We start from the raw sequence: 21,592 nt of genomic DNA, 5'->3' as shown, positions 1-21,592 counted from the left end.
GCCTCCTTAGTAATGAGCAAACTTTCGATTCATCCACCATTGCATGCCATTTATAAAGAGCAGCATGATAAATGAAATAATAAGCATGACTGCTGCAATAGCTGTTGCTCCGGCATAATCATATTGCTCAAGCTTCGTCATAATGAGAAGCGGTGTGATTTCGGTCTTCATCGGCATGTTACCCGCGATGAAAACGACCGATCCGTATTCGCCGAGAGCACGTGCAAACGCCAGTGAAAAGCCAGTAAGAGCCGCTGGCAATATTTCCGGGATGATGACTCTTATAAACGTCTGACGCCGATTTGCTCCTAAAATAGCGGATGCTTCTTCTGTTTCCTTATCAAAGTTTTGTAATACTGGCTGTACCATCCGGACGACAAACGGCAAACCAATAAATGTTAGAGCAACCGTTACACCAAGTGGAGTAAAGGCTACCTTGAATGATAAAAATTGGCCCACCCAGCCGGTTTTGGCATATAACGTAGTTAAGGCAATCCCTGCAACAGCAGTTGGAAGAGCAAATGGCAAATCTACCAATCCATCAATAAGGCGCTTGCCTGGGAAGGAATAGCGAACAAGCACCCAGGCAATGAGCACACCGAATACCATATTTATACTTGCGGCCACAAAAGCAGCACCAAAACTTAATTTATACGAAGCGACCACCCGTGGTTCCGTCACGGTTGACCAAAAATCAGACCAGCTCATCGAAGCCGTATTGACAAAAATCATCGAAAGCGGCAACAGAACGAGCAGGCTGAGGTATAGCATCGTAAATCCGAGTGACAGCCCGAACCCCGGTAAAATACTATGCTTCTTAAATCTCGATTTCATTTCTGCCACCTCGTCATCTGCATGTCAAATTTTCTTAAAACCGGCGTCACAAGATCCTCTTCTAGAGCCTACATATCATCTTATTTTGGCTGATAAATTTCATCAAATGTGCCGCCGTCATTAAAGTGTTTTTCTTGGGCTGTTTTCCAGCCGCCAAAATCATCATCAATTGTTACGAGATTAATTTTCGGGAACTGATCGGCATACTTAGCGAGTACTTCTTTATCACGCGGACGGTAATAATTTTCCGCCGCAATTTCCTGCCCTTTTTTCGAATATAAATACTCAAGATACGCTTCTGCGACTTTTTCTGTTCCTTTTTTCTTCGCCACTTTGTCAACAACTGCTACCGGAGGCTCCGCTAAAATACTGATAGAAGGAACAACAATCTCAAATTGATCTTTGCCAAGCTCATTCAGGGATAAGAAGGCCTCATTTTCCCAGGCGATTAGTACATCGCCAATCCCTCGCTCTACAAATGTTGTCGTGGCACCACGGGCACCTGAATCTAGTACTTCAACATTCTTATAAATATCGCCAACGAATGTTTTAATCTTCTTTTCATCACCACTAAATTTCTTATCTCCATATGCCCAGGCTGCAAGATAGTTCCAGCGTGCACCACCTGATGTTTTCGGGTTTGGCGTAATGACCGATACCCCTTTTTTTGCTAAATCTCCCCAATCCTTTATGTGTTTCGGATTGCCTTTGCGAACAAGAAAGACAATGGTTGACGTGTAAGGAGTGGAGTTATCATCAAGACGTGTTTGCCAGTCTTCAGCCGTTAGACCCGCTTTCGCTACCTCATCAATATCACCAGCCAGAGCCAGTGTTACTACGTCTGCTTCAAGCCCATCAATGACGGCTCTTCCCTGCTTGCCGGAGCCGCCGTGTGATTGCTGAATTGTTACATTCTGACCTGTTTCTTTTTTCCAATGGGCAGCGAACTCTTTATTAAACTCTTCGTATAGTTCACGAGTGGGATCATAAGATACGTTTAATAGCTCCACTGATTCTTTTGAAGAGGAAGCTGCATTTTCTTCACTTTCATTTTCTTCACTTTCATTTCCTGCTTTTGAATTACCGCAGCCCGCCAAAATCACCGCTGTCGTGGCCATGCTAATTAAAAATTTAGATAAAACTTGCTTATTTTTCATCCCTTGTAACCTCTCTCTCACTTATTTAATTTACAAAAAAAGGCAGACAACTTTTAACATTAATAGTTAAAAGAGTCTGCCTTCAGTATGTCTGATCGGCTTCTATTGAGTTTTGGCCTGCTTTTGTATTTCCGTTGCTTGATTTTTTTATAGAGAACCGCTGTTTTTCCAGCCGGTCAATTTGTGTAATTTGCGAATCGTGAATGACGATTTGTACCGACCCATACTCTATCCCTTCCAATGACTGCAAAATACGTTCAACCCATTGGTGATCGATCTGTTTCTCTGACATGCTCCTCCCCCTCTTGATGATTATTTAAGCCTCTTTCTACACAAATAAAGACTTCCTTGCATCCGTCACAAAATCATTTTCTCGGATTACGAGGAGCCTCCAGTTGTCTGATTGGCTCCTACTTGTGTCGAAAATCAATAACCAAGTATTCTTATATGTTTTATTTAATTAATTGGATTATAACGCACCCTTTCTCTAATGTCTATATGTTTTAGAAATAATTTCATTCTTCTTTTTGCTTTCATACAATCAAACTAAAATGTATAGCCCTTCCACTAGTCATCGGCTGATTTTTGCCTCTTCTAGCGAGACATGTTATGGCAATGAACAGTAAAACAGGAAGCATAAATACTTGTTTAGAAGGCAAAAAATCTCCATCCCCTAAATAAGAGTATTAAGTATTAGCTTGCTAAATTAAATAAAGGCTGTCTCCTCTACTTGTGAGACAGCCTATCTATCCTTATTTAATGACTATACTTGTTCTACTGGCGCTACCGTGAACTTCCCATACTCTACCCCTTTTAAACTCGTCAATTGATGGCTGAGCTGCTGAATATCGTTTGCTTTTCCTTTCACAACAATAAGTTCAAGGCAGCTGTCATGATCCAAATGAAAATGTGTGGTAGCTAAGATATAATCATGCATGCCATGTTGAATATGTGTTAACTCTTCAAGCAGATTGCGTTGGGAATGATTGTAAAATAGCAAAATAGTTCCTGCTACTATTTGTTCGTTGTCTTCCCAGGACTGCTGGATCAGTGCGTCGCGTACAAGGTCTCGAACAGCTTCCGAACGGTTTTCATAGCCTCTTTGTTTGATTAAATGATCAAACTTGCGAAGCAGATTCCCTTCCATCGAAACACCAAACCTTTTAGTTGTAGAATCCTGCATCTCCTTTTCCCCACCTTTACTGTTTATCCCATTCTTCAATATTCCACAGTATGCCAAAACCATGATGTCCTAATGTACGATCGCTTACTCCGCTGACTTTTTTATTGACGCCATATAAAGCATCTAAATACACGAGAAAGTTAAAAGGCGGGTCTGCCGCTAACTCTTTTTGAAATTGTCCATAAAGTACTTTTCGCTTCTCTTGATCATCTGCTATACGGGCTTCTGTTAACACTTGATCTACTTCATCATTGCGATAAGCCCCCATATTGTAGAGCCCATCACCAATTTGGCTGCTATGGAATACTCGATACGTATGGTCATCCGGGTCAAATTCGCTGCCCCACCCGATAACGAAGGCATCCGCTTGATCAATTTTAATAGCATTCCAGTCTAGTGGTTTCGGAGTAACCGAGATACCTAACGGCTTTAGTTGTTCAGCTACAACGTTTCCTAAAGCTGTGCGGATTGGATCAGTGATCGGGGAGACTAGTTCAAACTCAAAGCGCTTGCCATCTTTGACAAGTATACCGTCACTGCCCTTCTTCCAGCCTGCTTCCTTTAACAACTCCTTTGCCTTTTTCGGATCATATGCATACATCTGTTTTTGTGGTGAATTTGCCCATGATTTTTGAAGCGGACCATAAGCTGCCTCTCCTTTGCCGGATAGCATGCCCTTCACGATCGCTTCACGATCAATCGCAAAGTTCATAGCCTGGCGAACCTTTGCGTCCTTAAACAGCGGGTTTCGGAAATTGTACATGACCGCCCGGTAATCAGCTGTTGAAATCGTATGCACAGTAAAACCTTCACCTTCTTTTACACTTTTCATTTGATTTGGTTCTAAAAGAGCGAGATCAATTTCGCCTGTTTTCAGTTGCAAAGCACGCGTATTAGGGTCTGGAACGTGTTTGAAAACAACCTCTTCAAGCTTTGGCTTTAACCCATAGTATTTATCATTACGTACGAGAGTAATCGTGTGATCGTTGTCCCATTCCTTTAATTTAAATGGGCCATTTCCAATTGGATGCTGATTAAAATCTGTTTTATTGATGTCTTCGTTCTGCAAAAGATGCTTTGGCAAAATACCGATCTTTAATTTATCAAGCAGTGGCGGAAATGGATTGCTCAATGTGACTTGAACTTCATTTTCTTTTAATACTTCAACCGATTTGATCTCACTAAAATCTCCTGCAATGGGTGTATTCGTTCCCGGATCTCTTACTTTGTCCAAAGTAAATTTAACATCCTCAGCTGTGACGGGCTTGCCATCTTCCCATTTTGCGTCATCCCGCAGTGTGAATGTATAAACGAGATGGTCAGGGGAAATTTCCCAACCTTTTGCGAGATCAGGGGCAATGTCGTTCGTTTCTGTCGGCTTTGTTAGTCCGCGAAAAATAAGGCTGTCAATCTCTTGGTTTTCATCTAATACGGGATTGACTTGCTCAATTTCCATTTCTGTTCCATAAACAAGCTGCTTCGCCGCTGCGGAAGACGTAGAGGAAGCCTCCTCTCCCTTGCACCCTGCTATCAAAACCATACTCGTTATAACCGATGTGATCAGCATCGTTTTACCCATTTTGATGCGCATATTCCCTCTCTCCTTCTGTTGTTTGCTTTTGTAATCTTCTACCTGGATGCGTAACAGGCATCGACGATAGTAAACGCCGTGTATAGAAGTTGACTGAATCAGATAGCTCCTTTGCTCCGGCTTCTTCTATCTTTCTTCCTTTTTCCATCACCAAAATACGATGGCAAAGTGCCAATGCAGCCCGGATATCGTGGGAGATAAATAAAATAGCTGTTTTTTCTGTTTGATTAATTTGTTTTAAGAGAGAAAGAATGTTAGCCTGGGAGCTCATATCAAGGCTTGCGAACGGTTCATCTAAAATAAGAAGCTCTGGTTCTAATAAAAGGGCTCTTGCCAGCGCCACTCTCTGTCTCATTCCTCCAGAAAGTTCATGAGGATAATAGGATAAAATATTTTCAGATAGCCCCACTTTTTGTAATACCTCTTTTACCTGCTGGTGCTTGTTTTCTTTTTTTTCTTTCCAATAATCAAGTCCTTCTCCCACAATTTTTTCTACATTCCACCGGGGATCGAACGAAGCAAGCGGATCTTGATGTACCCATTGAATCCCTTTTCGAAATGGAAGGCTTCCTTTCCAAGCGATAGCGCCCTGTTCGACGTTTTCCAACTGAAGCAGCAAGCGGGAAAGGGTACTTTTTCCGCTGCCGCTTTCACCAATTAACCCGACAATCTCCTTTTTGCAAATACAGAAGCTAACATCGTCTACTGCCTTGATCATCTGTTTCTGGAACCATTTCTTTTTTATATACGTTTTTTTCGCATGATTCACGGTTACAAGAGGCTCTATATCAAACAAACCTGTCTGTTTAGGCGTCTCAGTTAGTTCTTTATAATAATGAAGTAATTGCTTCGTATGCTCATGAACAGGCTGATCAAATAGCTGATCGACAGGTGCCACTTCAACAACGGCTCCCTCTTTCATGACCACGACTGAATCCGCTATCTCTGCCACTACTCCCAAATCGTGCGTAATAAAGAGAACACTGCCGCCTGTATTCTTACACCAATCCTTAATAAGCTGCAAAATGTCTGCTTGGATCCTTAAATCCAGAGCTGTCGTAGGTTCATCTGCAATTAACAGTACAGGATTAAGCGCTAAGGCTAAAGCAAGCTGAACACGCTGCCTCATTCCTCCAGAAAGCTCATGCGGAAAAGAGTCGTATACACGTTCCGGCTCTGTTAATTGCACACGTTCTAATAATTGAACTGTTTTTTCTTTAGCCCGTTGTTTTGAAATCTTCATATGAGCAGAGAACAATTCATGAAAATGCTGGCCAATCGTTTGCATCGGATCAAATGTTCCGTACGTATCCTGAAACACAAACCCTATCTGTGTTCCGCGATAAAGACGCTTTTGTCTTTTGTCCATGGCTGATACATCTTTATTTAAAAAATAGACACTGCTGGAAGACGGCGTGAACCCTCTCGGCAGTAAATCTAGGATCGCTTTAGCCGTCATACTTTTCCCTGAACCACTCTCGCCGATAATGGCTACAATTTCTCCCCTAGGCACATTAAATGAAACATCCTTCAGCAGCTGCTTTTTCCCCTGGTTTGTTTCAAGCTGTACAGACAAATGTTTAACGGTTAATACTTGTTCATTCATAGCAACCTCTCACCTTTCCTGAACTGCGGCAGCGCAAAACGATCTTGTAACATATCGCCCAGAAACGTCACCGCCAAAACAGTAAGAGTAATAAAGAGACCTGGGAATACAGCGATCCACCATATTCCGGAAAGCACATAATTTTGTACACCCATGAGCATGTTTCCCCAGGATGGCTCATGGGGTGGAATGCCTAATCCTAAAAAGCTTAATGTTGCCTCTGATAAAATGGCATGACTAATACCACTAACAGACATAACGGTTATCGTTGGAAGACATTGCGGTAATAAATGTCTCGTTAGCAACTGCCGCGAGGAAGCTCCAACGACAGCCGATGCCTGAACAAAAACTTCCCCTTTTAATGAAAGAGTCTCCGTACGAACTAAACGGGCAATGGGCATCCAGCTTGTCATGCCAATAATCAATACAACCGCCGTTAAACTATGAGGGAGGAATATTTGAAGACCGATCATCAGCAAAATGCTGGGAATACTAATTAAGGCATCAAGCACTCTCATCATGACACGATCGATCATTCCGCCAACAAAACCGCTAATAGCGCCATAGCCGGCACCAATGACAACAGAAATCAGCATAGCTGCTGTTCCTACCGCTAATGAAACACGTCCGCCATATAACAAACGCGTGAACACATCACGCCCTAGTTCATCTGTGCCAAATAAATGAGCTGCACTCGGCGGCTGCAAAACAGCTGACAACCCAACAGCTCCCGGCTCGTAGGGAGTGAAAAATGGGGCAAGCCCAGTGAAAACAAGCAACAAGAGCAAATAACCGATAATACCGTTCACTAACCATTTCTGTTTTCTTCTCATTTGTCTGCCTCCTTCATCAGTTGATTCCGCAGACGTGGATCGATCCATGCACAAAGGAGATCGATTAAAAAACTTCCGATAATCACCACGCTCATGCATAACAAAATGGTAGCCATAATGACAGGGTAATCGTGGGCAAGTGCTGATTTTAATGAAAGTCTCCCAAGACCTGGCCATGAAAACAACGTTTCCACTACGACAGATCCAGCTAGTGTAAGGGACAATGACATCCCTATAAAAGAAAGAAAAGGGATGGAGGCATTTGGAAGCAGATGTTTAAAGAGAATCTTTCTTTGTGAAACGCCTCGTGCTTGTAAAGCCCAGACAAATTCTTTTTCCTTTATAATCGCAATATGATTGCGCAATATCCTTATGTAATAACCAATATGGGCCAAAGCTAGAACGAGAGACGGCATGATCAAGTGCTTCAGCCAATCCCCCGCTCCCTCTTTTCCAATACCCGCTGTCGGCAAAACACCTAAGTAAACAGAGAAAAACAACATGAGCATCAACGCAAACCAGAAAGACGGCAGCGACATAAACAGAAAGCTGGCAATCGTCACAGCATGATCTAAAATTGAATAACGGCGAAGACCGGTTACCATCCCGAAAAAAAGGGAGAGTAAGAGAATAATAACCGTTGAGGATAGCATAAGAACAACGGTTGGCTCGATCGCACGAGTAACCATTACTTTGACTTCTTCTCCTGTCGTATAGGAGTGTCCCCATTCTCCATGCAGTACATTGATCAACCACTTCGCATACTGAGTATATAAAGGCTCATTTAAACCAAGATTTTCAACGATTCTCATTTGGTCGGCTTGGCTCATCTTTAATAACTGGTCCCCATACATGGCTGTCGCAGGGTCGCCGGGCAGCATTCGGATAAAAGCAAAACAAAGAATGCTCCCAATAAAGAGTACAATAACTGCCTCTGCTAACCTTGAGGCAATAAACTTAATCATATAGCTCCCCCTTCCTTCTAAGATAATAAACCCCCATCATCCTTCACTCTAATTAGCTAGACTTAACAATGAATCTTCCATTTGAATGAGTAACACGTTTTATCAAATTCGTGTTACTAAAGGGCGCACTAAAACTAAGGAATAAAGAACTTCTTTTTTTATCTTACATACTTAATCTAGCCTATTAGAACAGCATTCTTTCAACTACACCTAAATCAAATTGTTTTATACCGATCAGCCACATCAAAAGCCGCTTCGGTTTCGATTTTTTCAATAGATCAAGAACCCAGTGACACCATGAAATTTCTTCTTTTTCCAATCTTATCTTCCGCTCATGCAAAATATGTTTAGCAAAACCTGTTGAATTTCTATCTAATTCGTCTTCTTCCTCTATACTAGCGCTTGCTCGTTGTAAATCAATGCTTTTCTCAACATGAGCAATTCGCTCCTCAATTAATTTCTTGGCCTTTTCTATATCTAATAATCCAATTGAATGCACCTTGATAAGAAATTCATCTCGAGTGACTGAGGAAAATTGTACTTCAGACACCCACTTTGCTAGTTCTTTTCTTCCTTTTTCCGTAATTGAAAATACTTTTTTATTTGGCTTTCCTATTTGCTCCACGTATTCAAACGCTAACAAGCCCTTCTTATGAAGCTTTGCGAGTGTAGGATAAATTTGACTATGCTTCGCTGGCCAGATCGAGTCCAAATAATCAGCCAAGTCATATCCAGAACGAGAATTTTGATTAAGCAAACTAAGAATCGCATATCCGAGTGTATTCATACACTTCCCCTTCCCTATGAACTAAATAAAGTCTATTTATCTAGGATCACCGGGATCGCCTGTTCTAAAACCAAAGTGAAAATAGCCCCTCCGTCACCCCTAGATTATACATATAATATAGCCCAAAAACCGTGCTAATGACACCGGCAATCATTGTAAGCGATCGATTAATCGTTGTTTGCTTCGTACTTAATACAAAAGGAAGCCCAATCACCGTCGTGAAAATTAACATTCCTACAATTGTCCCTGAGCCAAAGACTAAAATATACAAGGCACCTTGCCAAACAGAATGCACGGTTCCCATTGTGAGCAAGACCATTGCAGCGCTTCCTGCCAGTCCATGGATAAGACCAATCACTAAAGATTTGCTATAAGACCTTCTTTTATTTATAGGATGGGAATGTCCATCCTCTTGCGAAGATTGTTCTTCCTTTCTTCTGAAGGACACTATACTGACAATCCCTAAGTAGACCAGCATAACTCCCACTAGAAATTCCAATGACATAGACCATTTATCGGAAATATTATTTTTCATGAGGATTAAAATAATCCCAATAATGAAAAGAGTAGCGGTATGCCCAATTCCCCAAAATACTCCCGCTAGAGATGCGTGCCATAACTTTTTACTTTGGCTGGCGATGGTCGATACGGCAATCACATGATCAGGTTCAATCGCATGCTTAATCCCTAAGACAAAACCTAATGCTAAAACTGAAAATAACGCACCCCCCATAGAAGCTCTCCCCCAAACCTTCTCTTATACAAATAACTATGTTGTCCCTATGAAAATTAACCTTCATTTTGCCTAAAGCTTAATAAACTTAGGTGATTTGGTGATATAGAATTTAATTGTAAAAACCCGACAATCATATTGGATTGCCGGGTTTCAGCATTAATATTTTCTTAGGAAGCTAGGACGTTTGTTAAACCATTCTTCACTAATTATGCGATGACATTCAGTAAATAGTCTTTCTACTGTTTGTGTCGAGTTAGCCAGCACACGAATGGTGAATCCCGGAACCGGCAACAACGATAATCCAATTCTATATTCATTTGTATTGACATGAATCGCCTCATGTAGCCGGTCAAGAAGATCATTGTTCGTTTGCTCACCAACCACAATCATAGACCCTAAATGAGAGAAGCCTTCCATAAATCCAATTGTATTCATATCCTGATTTCTTGGGTTCAGCTTAATATGATCATATACCGCTAACTCGTCATCTACATAGAGTTCATTGATTAATTGAAGCGTGTCATAGCTGAATTTATCTCCCTCAGGAGACCATCCTGGAGTGAGAATATCTGAATAAAGGAAGGTTGCCCCTTTTTCCATGCGAATGATATTTTTTTGTTTGTAACGGGCATTTCGATACGCGATCAGCGGATCAGGAATGTATTCAAGATAACTTCCTTCTTTAAGAGAAATTTCTGTCTCCTGATATACATAGTTGTTAGGAGTTTTATATACTTTCGTTGCCGATTGTGTAGTCAGCGTCATTCTCGCCTGCTTGTCCAGTGCGATTTGCATTCTATAACGGTCTCCGTCTAAATAGCCTCCGCCTGGGTTTAAAATATAGTAACAAGGCTGGCCCGAGTCATCGTGATAAATCGGACGCATGACTTTGAATGCCCCCTGAAAGTAGACATTCTTCGCAACCGTTTTTCCTTTTCTATCTTCCGCCTCTAAACGCAAAATCCCTGTCCAGTCCTGCATGTTATTCAAGCCCTTTTAAGAGTGCATTTTTCCTAATCCAGTCGATGACTTGATCAAGACCTTCATTGGTTTTTAAATTGGTGAAAACAAATGGTTTGTCCCCGCGGAACACTTTTGTATCGGACGCCATAACATCTAGGCTTGCCCCGACGAATGGAGCCAAATCCGTTTTATTAATAATGAACAGATCTGACTTAATCATTCCCTGTCCACCCTTACGGGGAATTTTTTCCCCTTGAGCCACGTCGATAATGTAAATAGAGAAGTCAACAAGTTCAGGGCTGAATGTAGCCGCCAAATTGTCCCCTCCGCTTTCAACGAAAATCAGCTCAACATCTGGATGTTTCTTCTTTAATTCATCAATAGCCGCAAAGTTCATGGAAGCATCTTCACGGATCGCCGTGTGAGGACATCCGCCTGTCTCTACACCAATGATGCGGTCGTCCGGGAGCACACCGTTATTCATTAAGAATTTGGCATCTTCTTTTGTATAGATATCATTCGTTACAACGGCCATACTGATTTCATCCTGCATGTGACGGGTTAACTTTTCAACTAAAGCGGTTTTCCCTGCTCCTACAGGTCCTCCTACCCCGATTTTGATAGGTTCCATTACAAACACTTCCTTTAATCTAGTAATCAATATTAAGACATGAAAATGCGGACATTCACACGTTCATGCTGCATTTGAGATAATTCCAATCCGGGTGAAACAATGCCAAACTCTTCTTCATCCATTTCCTCTACTTTGGCAGTCGCCTCTGCCAAAACATCCTGAAATTGCTGGATGATTTTTTGGCCTGCTGTCTGGCCCAAAGGGATGGCCCGTACTGCATTTTGTACAAGGCTAGAAACAGCCGAGTATAAATAATATAAAATAGTGGTAGATGCTGGTACACCGAGATGATGGCCAACAATAGTGAAAACAATCGCTGGATGACCAAAAGACTGCCCTTGCTTAATGCGTTCACCGTATTCGGATAAAATGGGAATCTCATAAAGAGATTCCACTAGTTTTAACATCCGTTCTCCTACTCTTTGAGTACCTTCCCGTGTTTCTCTCGGCAAATTTTGCATGGTGAGCATTCGGTCAAGTTTCCATACTTTTGGATGGTCTTTCTCATTGAGTGCTTCATATACGAGACGGCATGCGAGCCCGTCTGCATAAACAAGCTGTTCATTCACATACACACGCAGCCACTGCAAGAATGATTCTTGATCATGTACTTTATCCTGTTGAATATACGTCTCCAGACCGTATGAATGGCTAAACGCCCCTGTCGGAAAGTTAGAATCACATAGCTGGAATAACGAAAGTGTGTTATTAATCATGGCTATGCCCGATATGGCGAAATGCCTGTTTTACTTTCCGCTCTTCGCGTACATAAGGAATCTGGAGGTCTTGAAGCAGCTCTTCTACAAGATAATCATACTGAACAAGCATTTCATCCCCTTCAAATTGGGCCGGGAGATGGCGATTCCCCAGCTGATGGGCAATCGTCCCCATTTCTTTCAAGCTGTGAGGCTTAATGACTAATAAATCATCGGATAGCACATCAATCACAATCATATTTTTATCGTCCATATAGAGAACGTCACCCGCAACCAGGTCACGCGGATCTTTTAGGCGAATGCCGATTTCGTTATTGTGGTCTGTTTTCACCCTTTGAATCCGTTTCACCAAATCGGCGCTTTCGAGATAGACTTTTTCAATATGGCGTTTTTCAACTTCTGCTTTTTCCATATTTTCAATATTCGTTACGATTTGTTCAACTATCAATACTTTCACCTCAGAATAAGAAATATCGTTGTCCCATCGGTACCTTGTCAACTGGGTCGCACGTAATGAGCTCTCCGTTTACTCTTACCTCATACGTTTGTGGATCAACGGTGATTTCAGGAGTTTCAGAATTCAGCTTCATATCCTTCTTCGTTAGTTTTCGGATACCGCGAACTGGAAGAATGATTTTCTGTAAGCCGAGCTTCTCATGGACTTTATCATCGAAAGCGGCTTGAGAAATAAAAGTAATGGAAGTACTAGACAGTGCTTTGCCATATTGTCCATACATCGGGCGATAAATAACCGGCTGCGGGGTTGGGATAGACGCATTCGCATCGCCCATTAATGCTTCTACAACAAATCCATTTTTTAGCACCATTTCAGGTTTCACGCCGAAAAAGGCTGGATTCCAAACCACAAGGTCGGCGATTTTTCCGACTTCAACGGAACCTACATATTCAGAAATACCATGAGTAATAGCCGGGTTAATCGTATATTTCGCCACATAACGCTTCGCGCGATTATTGTCAGCTAAATCACGATCCCCTTCCAGTGTTCCTCTTTGTTTTTTCATTTTGTCGGCTACTTGCCATGTACGTAAAATGACCTCACCGATCCGTCCCATTGCTTGAGCATCGGAGCTCGTCATGCTGAATACGCCCATGTCCTGGAGAATATCCTCAGCCGCGATGGTTTCGCGTCTAATACGTGAATCGGCAAACGCAAGGTCTTCTGGAATAGATGGATTCAAGTGGTGACATACCATCAACATGTCCAAATGCTCATCCACTGTGTTCACTGTATAAGGCAGGGTTGGGTTTGTTGATGATGGAAGAATATTCATGTAGCTGGCTGATTTGATTAAATCCGGTGCATGTCCACCGCCGGCCCCTTCTGTATGGTACATATGAAGGACCCGGTCTTTAATCGCTGCCATCGTATTTTCCATAAATCCGCTTTCATTCAACGTATCTGCATGAAGAGCTACTTGTACGTCGTACTTGTCAGCTACACTTAATGCATGGTCAAGGGCGGAAGGAGTGGCTCCCCAGTCTTCATGAACTTTCAACCCGATAGCTCCTGCACGAACTTGCTCTGCCAGCGGTTCTTCCGTAGCAGCTTGGCCTTTTCCTGTGAATCCAACGTTAATCGGCAGTCCTTCTGCTGCTTCAAGCATGCGGTGCATATGCCATTCGCCTGGTGTAACTGTTGTGGCTTTAGAACCTGCAGCAGGACCTGTTCCGCCTCCAATTAATGTTGTAAGACCTGCAGCTAATGCTGTTCTAATCTGTGTCGGATTAATAAAATGAACATGGGTATCGATTCCGCCAGCTGTCACAATCATTCCTTCACCAGCAATGATTTCTGTACTTGCGCCAATTACGATATCTACATTATCCATAATCAATGGGTTACCAGCTTTTCCAATGCCGGTAATTTTCCCATCACGAATACCGATATCTGCTTTGTAGATACCAGTGTAATCTAGGATAACTGCATTCGTAATCACGACATCTGCGATTCCATCTCCCCGTGTGACAAGAGGGTTCTGTCCCATTCCGTCACGGATTACTTTCCCGCCACCAAATACGACTTCATCCCCATAGGTTGTATAATCTTTCTCCACCTGAATGATGATGTCTGTATCCGCTAAACGAATAGAATCCCCAGTAGTTGGTCCATACATTTGAGCGTATTGCTTTCTTGGCATTTTAAAACTCATTCTTTACACCCCTTTTCTACTGAGCCATCTACTTTATTATTAAATCCGTATATACGGCGTTCTCCAGCGAAGCAGACAAGTTCAACTTCTTTTTCGTCACCAGGCTCAAAACGAACAGCGGCTCCTGCAGGAATATTTAATCTTTTTCCGAAAGCTTCTTCCCGATTAAATTTGAGAGCTTCATTCACTTCATAAAAATGAAAATGTGAACCTACTTGAACCGGGCGATCCCCTGTATTGGTTGCAGTCACTTTCGTTATAGTTCTTCCGGCATTACAAATGATGTCTTCTTCTTTTAAAAATAATTGTCCTGGTTCCATTGCTAATATGCCTCCTATCACTTTTTATTTAATTGGACTATGTACAGTCACAAGCTTCGTTCCATCAGGGAAGGTCGCTTCTACTTGAATATCATCAAGCATTTCTGGAATACCATCCATAACATCGTCACTCGTCAATATGGTCGCTCCGTATTCCATCAATTCAGCAACGGTTTTGCCGTCTCGCGCTCCTTCTAATACTTCATAAGTGATGAGTGCCACTGCTTCGGGGTAATTTAATTTCAACCCTCTTTCTTTTCGTCGCTTCGCTAAATCAGCGGCTACCACAATCAAGAGCTTGTCTATCTCGCGCGGTGATAATTGCATCGTAAAACCTCCTCCTTCGTAACATCATCAACTTAATTTTTTTGGCAAAGAAATCAAAATTCCTTATCATGCTTGCCTATCTTTCCCCTATTTAAACAAATAATACTTTCTAAATATTCCTAGAATCGACTATGAATCAAGCAATTATTAGGATTTTCTTACTAAGAGACTTTTGTATCAAAATTCTTGAAACCGAACATTTTAATAGTAATAAAGAACCAAAATACGGATAGAAAACAATTCTATTGTCGCATTTTGTCATTCAAAGGAGAAAGACACATTCAATCACAAACATTCAAAGATTGATTCCTTCCAAGTCATCATATATCATAATTTATATATGTATCAAGTTATATACATTTGATTTTTGTAAAAGAGATATAAAGCAAGGTGAGATAGTGAGTCGCGGAGGCTTAAATAAAGAAACTATCTTTTTTCTTATTTGATCCATTTATTTATTTTCGCATGTTAACAAGCTGCGGATTAGGAAATAATAGTACCACTCCCTTTATGGGGGAATGCTTGTTTAAGATAAAAATCACCAGAAGGGAAGATCATCGTGCAAAACACTACTCGCAAGCCATGGACGGAGGGAACACTTTTTTCCTTTCTGTCAGCATCCTTAAAGGGAATTTCTCAAGTAATGCTGATTGAAAATGCTATAACTGGACTTATTATACTTTTAGCTATCACTACATTTTCTTATACATTAGGAATCATTGCTCTATTATCAGCTTTTATAGGAACATTTATTGGAATGATAGGAGGAGCGGATAAGCAAAGCGTTAACCAAGGGCTTTTCGGTTACAACTCTGTCTTAACAGGAATTTCTCTAACTTTATTTTTAATCGGGCCTTATCAGTTTATTATTGCTCTTGCCGGCGCCGGACTCGCAGCTATCTTAACAGCCGCTATGATGCATGTAATGAAAAATACAGGAATTCCCGTACTTACTATCCCGTTTATCATCATGACATGGTTTATGATACTGGCTTCCTACAGGTTAAAAGTTTTCCGATTAACTTCTGGTCTTGTCCCCCAGGACTTATCTAATTGGGAATTAGATATAACCGGAAAAATCGATTGGACAGAGGGAGCTTTTAACGGAATCGGGCAAATTTTCTTTGTCCACAGTACTTTATCGGGCGTTTTGCTTTTTATTGCGGTATTCTTCGCTGGCTGGAAACTCGGTCTCTACGCGGTATTAGGAAATGCGGTTGCTTTATTAGTGTCGTATATGCTAGGTGGAGAGCACACATTGATTTATATGGGGCTGTACGGATATAATGCGATTTTGACGATTCTGGCCGTATCTGTCGTATTTAATACAGAGCGTCACCGATTTGGATTACTCTCAGGCATTGTTGCCGTTGCTTTGACCGTAACATTCACAGCAAGTATAGCTACTTGGCTTTTGCCATACGGACTTCCAGCTTTGACGATGCCATTCATTCTATGCACTTGGATTTTCTTAGGAGCCAGAAAAGTTCTGCCTAACCTATAAAATTCTTTTAGTGAACCTGAGTCCTCTAGGATTTGTGTTCACTAAATCTTTTCTAAGAGGGAGCTCTTACTACTAATAGATAAGGAGACCACCTATGAATAAAGGAAGGATTTTAATTGTAGAAGATGAAACTAAAATCGCAAGACTTATTCAATTGGAGCTAGAGCATGAAGGATACGAAACGAAAGCTGCCTATACGGGCACAGAAGGCCTTTCACTATTTCAGCAAGAAGATTGGGATCTTCTTTTACTAGATGTGATGCTCCCTAAATTGAGCGGTCTCGAAGTGTTGCGGCGCATTCGGTCGGCCGATGATCACACACCCGTTATTTTGTTAACGGCACGCGATGCCTTGCCTGATAAAGTGAGCGGCTTAGATTTAGGTGCAAATGATTATATTACAAAGCCGTTTGAAATTGAGGAGCTGCTTGCGCGTATCCGTGTATGGCTGCGCCATCCAGCCTCTGATGACAATACGCCTCGTTCACTAGGAATCGGGGATTTAGTCGTAGAAGAGAAAACACGTGAAGTTTATCGAGCCGGCCAATCGATTGAATTAACACCAAAAGAATATGATCTACTCGTGTATTTACTGCAAAACCCAAACCAAGTGTTAACATTTGATCAATTACTGACAAATGTATGGGGATTTGATTACTACGGAGATACAAATGTAGTCTATGTCTATATCCGTTATTTGCGAAAAAAGATTGATGACCCTTTTCCAACCCCTTATATTCACACTGTTCGCGGTGTCGGATATATGCTAAAGGAATAGCACATGAAGCTGCAAACGAAAATTATCCTAACATCAACTCTTTTACTTTTTGTACTTTTAGTCGTGGCTAATAGTTCGATTTACTTTATTTTCAAAAAGACGATGACCGATAATGCTGTTGCCCGCCTTCAGATCGAAAGCAAAAATATTACCGAAGGGCTAAAACAAGTATCAAACAATTCAATCAATAAGAAAAACTTGTTGCGTGCCTATTTGCCGCCAAGCGGAATGATTAGGATTCTTCCTTCAAAAGGCATTCCATTGTTTGTCGCCATCAAAGAACAAGTGGATTTACAAGATCTCCCCTACTCTTATGAAGATGGCGAAAAAGCAACCGTGAAAAACGTTAATAATCACTTATATGCTATTGTGCATACACCTGTTATTTGGTCAAACGGAGACGTTGTTTCACTGGAAGTAACAGAACAATTAACGGATGTGGAGCGTTCTTTACAAATTTTAAAATTAATCTTAATTATCGCGTCTCTTGCCATTTTAATTCCAACAATGGTCGGCGGCCGGATACTAAGCCGGATTATTTTACTTCCGATCCAGTCCCTTATTCAGACAATGGAAGATATTGAGGAATCCCGAACATTTAAAAAAATCATCCGACCTGCCTCTTCAAAAGACGAGCTGGATCAAATGGCTAATACATTTAACAGCATGATGGACTTATTAGAAGAAAATTATAAAAAGCAAGAACAATTTGTGTCGGATGCATCCCACGAATTAAAGACGCCGCTTACCGTCATTGAAAGTTACGCAAACATGTTAAAGCGCTGGGGAATGAAGCGTCCCGACATTTTGGAAGAAGCCATTGAAGCGATTCACTCAGAGTCCATCCGAATGAAACAGCTTACGGAGCAAATGCTTTTATTAGCGAAAGGCGATGTTCAATGGGAACTGAAGATCGAACAAGTAGATATAGCGGCTCTCTGCCGGGAGACAGCGAAATATCTTCAACAAGCCTTTCAACGGAATATTCTGATCCATGTACACACAGAAAATGCATTCATCAGAGCAGATGAAAAAAAGATCAAACAACTTCTTTACATTTTAGTGGATAATGCCGTTAAATATAGTGAGACACCCGTTGATATTACCATTAACCGCAGCCCCTCTTCTTTGTCAATTGCTGTTACTGATTATGGAATAGGAATTCCAAAAGAAGATTTAGCTCACGTGTATGAACGGTTCTTCCGAGTAGATAAGGCAAGAACAAGAGCGACTGGCGGTTCAGGTCTAGGACTGCCTATCGCCAGAAGAATTGTTGCTGCCCATCAGGGTGACATTCATATTAAGAGTGAAGAAGGAACAGGCACAACTGTTACTGTTATATTTCCAGTTTAAATGCCAGAGACCCTTAAGATCTTGCGGCTTTTCAGAGAATTTCTTAACACCTTGGGAGGTGAACAGTAAATGAAAAAAATAGTTGCTGTTGTGTTGATAGCCCTCCTCGTTGGTGCAGGTAGTTGGTACGTGGCGAAAAAAGTAATCCATCACTCTGAGCCTCTCCTTTCGGAAGACACAGTCAGTCAGATGATTGAACAAAAATATGGTGGTACAGTTAAAGAAATTAATATTATTGAAGAAGATGACCAAGAAAACTATAAACTGACCATCTTAAAAGAACAAATTTACTATGATGTCACAGTAAATGGCCAAACAGGAGAAGTACTTTCTTTTAAAAAAGAAAATGAAGAAACCGAAGAACCACCATCAACTCACGAGGAGCCAACCGATTCGGACACTTCCTCCCCTAATACTCCTATTACAAAAGAGCAAGCGAAAAAGATTGCCTTAAGCAAAGTAAGCGGGACTATTACCGGAGTAGATCTAGACCATGAAGACGGTCAGCTTGTTTATGAAATTGACATTGATCAGACTAAAACAAAAGAAGCGACCGTTGTCATTAATGCTTACACTGGCGAAATCGAAGCGATCACATTTGAAACAGATGAAAACGACTAACCGTGCAGCCTAGCGCTGTACGGTTTTTTTGTTCTTTTTCTTCTAGACCTACTTAAATAAAGATGCTGATGCTAAAACCAATTAATGAATATTCTTTGGAATTTCTAAGACAATTTTAAACTTCTTCTTCTTTTTCTTTAAAAATGAATGGTTATGATAACTATACAAACAAAACAAGGAGGTACTGAACATGACATCCATCACGAAGTTATTAACAAGTGTTTTGGTTATAGGAGGTTTAGGTGCCGGTGCTTATACCGTAACGGAACATCAAGCAGCAGTTGCCCAAACCACTACATCTACGCATACCATTAGTGAAGCGAAAGCAAAAGATATTGCTCTATATACATCAAAAGGCGGTACTGTCACAGACATTGAATTAGAAAGTGATGAAGGAAGTAAAAAATACGATATTGAAATCCTTAAACAAAACCGAGAATTTGACATAGAAATTGATGCAGCAACAGGAAAAGTAATGAAATACAATGAGGAGATTCAATCTAAAAATGACTCTGAAGAGAAAGACTTCAAGCAGCAAAATCTCTCTCCTAACGTGTCATTAGAAGAGGCGAAAAAAATTGCCTTAGACCGAGTAAAAGGCACTGTTACGGAGGCAGAGTTGGAAGATGATCATAACCGCTTAGTGTATGAGTTTGAAATTAGTACAGCGAATGATCATGAAATAGAAGTAAAAGTTAATGCCGAAAATGGAAAAGTGTTAAATGTTGAATTAGATGATTAAAGGACTTAAAAAAGTGCCATCATAACGAAAAAGAGCGGTTCATTCGCTAATCATTACGTTAGTCTAACGATTTCCTCAGTTTGATTAGGCACGAGAAAAAGCATACTTCTATTCATTTGCGGAGAGACTTTAATAAAGAATATCATTATCTAGGAGGAATTTATTATGTTTCAAGATTTCGAAGTAGAACCAATGTTTGAAGATCAAGTTCATGAACGTCATCAGTTCAAGCTAAATGTTGAAGGAATGGACTATCGAGGTCTTTTCCACGAGGGGGAGATTCACTGGTTTAACCCTCACCCTAAGCAAAACCTTGGGGACAGCCATGTCGAAGCTATTGAATCTCAAGTTTATGACTTGATAACAGATCATTTAGAACAATAATAGTAAGAAGGCTTCATTTCATAAGGCAAAGCCAAAAAATGGACCTAAACAAGAAACTTTTCTGTTTAGGTCCATTTTTTTGTCATCCCCATTTCTTTAAAAACGAAGCCTGCTCTCAAATAAAGATTTTTCTTTCACCTGCAGGCGTAGAGAACATCGTACGAGTGGTTAGAGTTTTTCTTCCTAAGGCAGTACATAAGACTCTTTCCCTGGGTGACATGTTTCATTCGTCCTTCAGTCGGGAAATTTCTAGTTAAAATGAGTATCCCTAACTTTTATAGACGAGAAACTCTTTCCGATTTGGGAGGTAAACCAGTGAATTCTTATATATTGAAGCTATTACAAGTTCATCAACAAGAACTGTTGAGAGAATGGAAAAAGGATATCCACTCTATCGAAGATCCGAATATGGAACCTTTTAAAAAAGACGACGCTTTAAATGAAAAGATATTTGAGTTAGTCAACAACAGTATACAGAAGTACGATACAGAGAGGTTTTCCGAATTAAGGAAATTTTACATAGACCTTATGGAAAAAGATTGGTCACTCAACTACCTTACCGCTGCTTTCCAAATATTTCGACGGAATATATTAAAAATCCTATTACAAGTAGAACCATCAAGAGAGCAAATCCTCTCTCTTTATGAGGAGGTAGATGGATGGTTCGACCCTGTTGTCACTCATTTAGTAAACGATTGCTCAGAAAGATGGCAAAGTACTTATAGGAGGCAACAGGAAGAGCTGGACAAACTAACAGCTCCTATGATACCCGTATTTCGAAAAGCCTGTATTCTACCTCTTATTGGCAACATTAGCGATGACCGTGCTGGCATCATTAAAGAGAATTTATTGAAAGGGATTGCGCAATTTAACAGTGAATATGTGCTAATTGATGTTACAGGTGTTCCTGTTGTGGATACCTATGTAGCCAATCACTTTATGCAAGCAACAGAAGCAGCCAGCCTGCTTGGGACTGAATGTATCATCGTCGGGATCCGGCCTGAAATAGCTCAAACTCTTACCAGTCTGGGTATAACATTTAACATCATGACATTTTCTGACTTACACAAAGGGGTCCAGTATGTTTTACAAAAAAGCAAGTAACATTCCAGCCAGTCTCCGGTCAAAGTTGACTTTTAAACTGATCTAAGCAGTTTTTACAAATGCATGTTTTTCTTAATTGCTCAGGAGGTACAAGATCAAAAATCTCTTTTGGAAAGAATTCCTGACTGCACCAGCAAATCCCTAAGTTTTTATCCATAGAATTGCAGCAATGATTAGCCCTATTGCAAATAGGGCAATTTTCAATTGTACTAGTTCCTTTATCCATAGTTTGTACCTCCTGAGGTTTATCACTCTTTTTCTTTATAGTATAACAAACTATGAA

At 40.9% G+C, this 21,592-nt stretch carries 25 protein-coding genes; 7 read left to right on the top strand and 18 right to left on the bottom strand.

What is annotated here, in order from left to right:
• Positions 1-6: 6 nt before the first annotated feature.
• From cysT to A8F95_RS04110, 17 genes are all read right to left on the bottom strand, one after another.
• Positions 7-834 carry a sulfate ABC transporter permease subunit CysT gene (gene cysT, locus A8F95_RS04190; protein WP_176713611.1) on the bottom strand — a complete coding sequence of 276 codons (828 nt, stop codon included), beginning with the start codon at positions 832-834 and terminating at the stop codon, positions 7-9.
• Positions 835-914: 80 nt separating this feature from the next.
• Entirely contained in the window at positions 915-1,991 is a 1,077-nt protein-coding gene (locus tag A8F95_RS04185; protein ID WP_065409347.1) for a sulfate ABC transporter substrate-binding protein, read from the bottom strand.
• Positions 1,992-2,073: 82 nt separating this feature from the next.
• The gene (locus A8F95_RS04180; RefSeq protein ID WP_065409346.1) at positions 2,074-2,283 is read right to left on the bottom strand and encodes a YezD family protein; all 210 of its coding nucleotides are present in this window, start codon (positions 2,281-2,283) and stop codon (positions 2,074-2,076) included.
• 471 nt (positions 2,284-2,754) lie between these two features.
• Positions 2,755-3,174, bottom strand: a complete 420-nt coding sequence (gene nikR, locus A8F95_RS04175; RefSeq protein WP_049662629.1) for a nickel-responsive transcriptional regulator NikR — start codon at positions 3,172-3,174, stop codon at positions 2,755-2,757.
• A 16-nt stretch (positions 3,175-3,190) separates the two neighbouring features.
• Positions 3,191-4,765, bottom strand: a complete 1,575-nt coding sequence (locus A8F95_RS04170) for an ABC transporter substrate-binding protein (protein WP_065409345.1) — start codon at positions 4,763-4,765, stop codon at positions 3,191-3,193.
• The gene (gene nikE / locus A8F95_RS04165; RefSeq protein WP_065409344.1) at positions 4,746-6,371 is read right to left on the bottom strand and encodes a nickel ABC transporter ATP-binding protein NikE; all 1,626 of its coding nucleotides are present in this window, start codon (positions 6,369-6,371) and stop codon (positions 4,746-4,748) included. The genes A8F95_RS04170 and nikE overlap by 20 nt, the downstream gene beginning before the upstream one ends.
• Positions 6,368-7,204, bottom strand: coding sequence for an ABC transporter permease (locus A8F95_RS04160; RefSeq protein WP_065409343.1), 837 nt, complete (start codon positions 7,202-7,204; stop codon positions 6,368-6,370). Before A8F95_RS04160 ends, nikE begins: the two co-directional genes overlap by 4 nt.
• Entirely contained in the window at positions 7,201-8,169 is a 969-nt protein-coding gene (locus A8F95_RS04155; protein ID WP_065409342.1) for an ABC transporter permease, read from the bottom strand. Before A8F95_RS04155 ends, A8F95_RS04160 begins: the two co-directional genes overlap by 4 nt.
• Before the next feature lie 184 nt (positions 8,170-8,353).
• On the bottom strand, positions 8,354-8,956 hold the full coding sequence (locus tag A8F95_RS04150) for a PadR family transcriptional regulator (RefSeq protein WP_065409341.1): 603 nt from the start codon (positions 8,954-8,956) through the stop codon (positions 8,354-8,356).
• 64 nt (positions 8,957-9,020) lie between these two features.
• The gene (locus A8F95_RS04145) at positions 9,021-9,689 is read right to left on the bottom strand and encodes a HoxN/HupN/NixA family nickel/cobalt transporter (protein WP_065409340.1); all 669 of its coding nucleotides are present in this window, start codon (positions 9,687-9,689) and stop codon (positions 9,021-9,023) included.
• Between the two features lie 159 nt (positions 9,690-9,848).
• Complete coding sequence (locus A8F95_RS04140) at positions 9,849-10,673, bottom strand: urease accessory protein UreD (protein WP_065409339.1); 825 nt, start codon at positions 10,671-10,673, stop codon at positions 9,849-9,851.
• A gap of 1 nt (position 10,674) precedes the next feature.
• A complete protein-coding gene (gene ureG / locus A8F95_RS04135) occupies positions 10,675-11,286 on the bottom strand; it encodes an urease accessory protein UreG (RefSeq protein ID WP_065409338.1) in 612 nt (203 codons plus the stop codon).
• Between the two features lie 32 nt (positions 11,287-11,318).
• Entirely contained in the window at positions 11,319-12,005 is a 687-nt protein-coding gene (locus A8F95_RS04130) for an urease accessory protein UreF (protein WP_065409337.1), read from the bottom strand.
• Positions 11,998-12,453 (bottom strand): urease accessory protein UreE, encoded by a 456-nt coding sequence (ureE, locus tag A8F95_RS04125; RefSeq protein WP_065409336.1) that lies wholly within the window; start codon positions 12,451-12,453, stop codon positions 11,998-12,000. Before ureE ends, A8F95_RS04130 begins: the two co-directional genes overlap by 8 nt.
• A gap of 10 nt (positions 12,454-12,463) precedes the next feature.
• Complete coding sequence (gene ureC, locus A8F95_RS04120; protein ID WP_065409335.1) at positions 12,464-14,176, bottom strand: urease subunit alpha; 1,713 nt, start codon at positions 14,174-14,176, stop codon at positions 12,464-12,466.
• A complete protein-coding gene (ureB, locus tag A8F95_RS04115) occupies positions 14,173-14,496 on the bottom strand; it encodes an urease subunit beta (RefSeq protein WP_065409334.1) in 324 nt (107 codons plus the stop codon). Before ureB ends, ureC begins: the two co-directional genes overlap by 4 nt.
• A 24-nt stretch (positions 14,497-14,520) precedes the next feature.
• Positions 14,521-14,823: an urease subunit gamma gene (locus tag A8F95_RS04110; protein ID WP_065409333.1), complete on the bottom strand. Its 303-nt coding sequence runs from the start codon at positions 14,821-14,823 to the stop codon at positions 14,521-14,523.
• A 559-nt stretch (positions 14,824-15,382) separates the two neighbouring features.
• Here A8F95_RS04110 and A8F95_RS04105 point away from each other — a divergent pair.
• The 7 genes from A8F95_RS04105 (at position 15,383) to A8F95_RS04075 (ending at position 21,309) form a co-directional block, all read left to right on the top strand.
• Positions 15,383-16,327 carry an urea transporter gene (locus A8F95_RS04105; protein ID WP_245671075.1) on the top strand — a complete coding sequence of 315 codons (945 nt, stop codon included), beginning with the start codon at positions 15,383-15,385 and terminating at the stop codon, positions 16,325-16,327.
• A 94-nt stretch (positions 16,328-16,421) separates the two neighbouring features.
• Positions 16,422-17,105, top strand: coding sequence for a response regulator transcription factor (locus A8F95_RS04100; protein ID WP_065409331.1), 684 nt, complete (start codon positions 16,422-16,424; stop codon positions 17,103-17,105).
• Between the two features lie 3 nt (positions 17,106-17,108).
• Positions 17,109-18,458: a HAMP domain-containing sensor histidine kinase gene (locus tag A8F95_RS04095; protein ID WP_065409330.1), complete on the top strand. Its 1,350-nt coding sequence runs from the start codon at positions 17,109-17,111 to the stop codon at positions 18,456-18,458.
• Between the two features lie 69 nt (positions 18,459-18,527).
• On the top strand, positions 18,528-19,079 hold the full coding sequence (locus A8F95_RS04090) for a PepSY domain-containing protein (protein WP_065409329.1): 552 nt from the start codon (positions 18,528-18,530) through the stop codon (positions 19,077-19,079).
• Positions 19,080-19,269: 190 nt separating this feature from the next.
• The gene (locus tag A8F95_RS04085) at positions 19,270-19,821 is read left to right on the top strand and encodes a PepSY domain-containing protein (RefSeq protein ID WP_065409328.1); all 552 of its coding nucleotides are present in this window, start codon (positions 19,270-19,272) and stop codon (positions 19,819-19,821) included.
• A 165-nt stretch (positions 19,822-19,986) separates the two neighbouring features.
• Entirely contained in the window at positions 19,987-20,205 is a 219-nt protein-coding gene (locus tag A8F95_RS04080) for a hypothetical protein (protein WP_065409327.1), read from the top strand.
• Between the two features lie 315 nt (positions 20,206-20,520).
• The gene (locus A8F95_RS04075) at positions 20,521-21,309 is read left to right on the top strand and encodes an STAS domain-containing protein (RefSeq protein WP_065409326.1); all 789 of its coding nucleotides are present in this window, start codon (positions 20,521-20,523) and stop codon (positions 21,307-21,309) included.
• A 19-nt stretch (positions 21,310-21,328) separates the two neighbouring features.
• Here A8F95_RS04075 and A8F95_RS04070 read toward each other — a convergent pair whose 3' ends face one another.
• Positions 21,329-21,535, bottom strand: coding sequence for a cysteine-rich CWC family protein (locus A8F95_RS04070; protein ID WP_065409325.1), 207 nt, complete (start codon positions 21,533-21,535; stop codon positions 21,329-21,331).
• Positions 21,536-21,592 lie beyond the last annotated feature (57 nt).

It is taken from the genome of Pseudobacillus wudalianchiensis (genome assembly GCF_001685015.1).
Lineage (GTDB): Bacteria > Bacillota > Bacilli > Bacillales > Domibacillaceae > Pseudobacillus > Pseudobacillus wudalianchiensis.
Note: the sequence above shows the minus strand (reverse complement) of the source record. Positions and strands in the feature narration are given on the sequence as shown.

Bases quoted from the DNA above. Each gene is read 5' to 3' on its own strand.
- cysT (WP_176713611.1), bottom strand. From the start codon at position 834: ATGAAATCGAGATTTAAGAAGCATAGTATTTTACCGGGGTTCGGGCTG.
- A8F95_RS04185 (WP_065409347.1), bottom strand. From the start codon at position 1,991: ATGAAAAATAAGCAAGTTTTATCTAAATTTTTAATTAGCATGGCCACG.
- A8F95_RS04180 (WP_065409346.1), bottom strand. From the start codon at position 2,283: ATGTCAGAGAAACAGATCGATCACCAATGGGTTGAACGTATTTTGCAG.
- nikR (WP_049662629.1), bottom strand. From the start codon at position 3,174: ATGCAGGATTCTACAACTAAAAGGTTTGGTGTTTCGATGGAAGGGAAT.
- A8F95_RS04170 (WP_065409345.1), bottom strand. From the start codon at position 4,765: ATGCGCATCAAAATGGGTAAAACGATGCTGATCACATCGGTTATAACG.
- nikE (WP_065409344.1), bottom strand. From the start codon at position 6,371: ATGAATGAACAAGTATTAACCGTTAAACATTTGTCTGTACAGCTTGAA.
- A8F95_RS04160 (WP_065409343.1), bottom strand. From the start codon at position 7,204: ATGAGAAGAAAACAGAAATGGTTAGTGAACGGTATTATCGGTTATTTG.
- A8F95_RS04155 (WP_065409342.1), bottom strand. From the start codon at position 8,169: ATGATTAAGTTTATTGCCTCAAGGTTAGCAGAGGCAGTTATTGTACTC.
- A8F95_RS04150 (WP_065409341.1), bottom strand. From the start codon at position 8,956: ATGAATACACTCGGATATGCGATTCTTAGTTTGCTTAATCAAAATTCT.
- A8F95_RS04145 (WP_065409340.1), bottom strand. From the start codon at position 9,689: ATGGGGGGTGCGTTATTTTCAGTTTTAGCATTAGGTTTTGTCTTAGGG.
- A8F95_RS04140 (WP_065409339.1), bottom strand. From the start codon at position 10,673: ATGCAGGACTGGACAGGGATTTTGCGTTTAGAGGCGGAAGATAGAAAA.
- ureG (WP_065409338.1), bottom strand. From the start codon at position 11,286: ATGGAACCTATCAAAATCGGGGTAGGAGGACCTGTAGGAGCAGGGAAA.
- A8F95_RS04130 (WP_065409337.1), bottom strand. From the start codon at position 12,005: ATGATTAATAACACACTTTCGTTATTCCAGCTATGTGATTCTAACTTT.
- ureC (WP_065409335.1), bottom strand. From the start codon at position 14,176: ATGAGTTTTAAAATGCCAAGAAAGCAATACGCTCAAATGTATGGACCA.
- ureB (WP_065409334.1), bottom strand. From the start codon at position 14,496: ATGGAACCAGGACAATTATTTTTAAAAGAAGAAGACATCATTTGTAAT.
- A8F95_RS04110 (WP_065409333.1), bottom strand. From the start codon at position 14,823: ATGCAATTATCACCGCGCGAGATAGACAAGCTCTTGATTGTGGTAGCC.
- A8F95_RS04100 (WP_065409331.1), top strand. From the start codon at position 16,422: ATGAATAAAGGAAGGATTTTAATTGTAGAAGATGAAACTAAAATCGCA.
- A8F95_RS04095 (WP_065409330.1), top strand. From the start codon at position 17,109: ATGAAGCTGCAAACGAAAATTATCCTAACATCAACTCTTTTACTTTTT.
- A8F95_RS04090 (WP_065409329.1), top strand. From the start codon at position 18,528: ATGAAAAAAATAGTTGCTGTTGTGTTGATAGCCCTCCTCGTTGGTGCA.
- A8F95_RS04085 (WP_065409328.1), top strand. From the start codon at position 19,270: ATGACATCCATCACGAAGTTATTAACAAGTGTTTTGGTTATAGGAGGT.
- A8F95_RS04080 (WP_065409327.1), top strand. From the start codon at position 19,987: ATGTTTCAAGATTTCGAAGTAGAACCAATGTTTGAAGATCAAGTTCAT.
- A8F95_RS04070 (WP_065409325.1), bottom strand. From the start codon at position 21,535: ATGGATAAAGGAACTAGTACAATTGAAAATTGCCCTATTTGCAATAGG.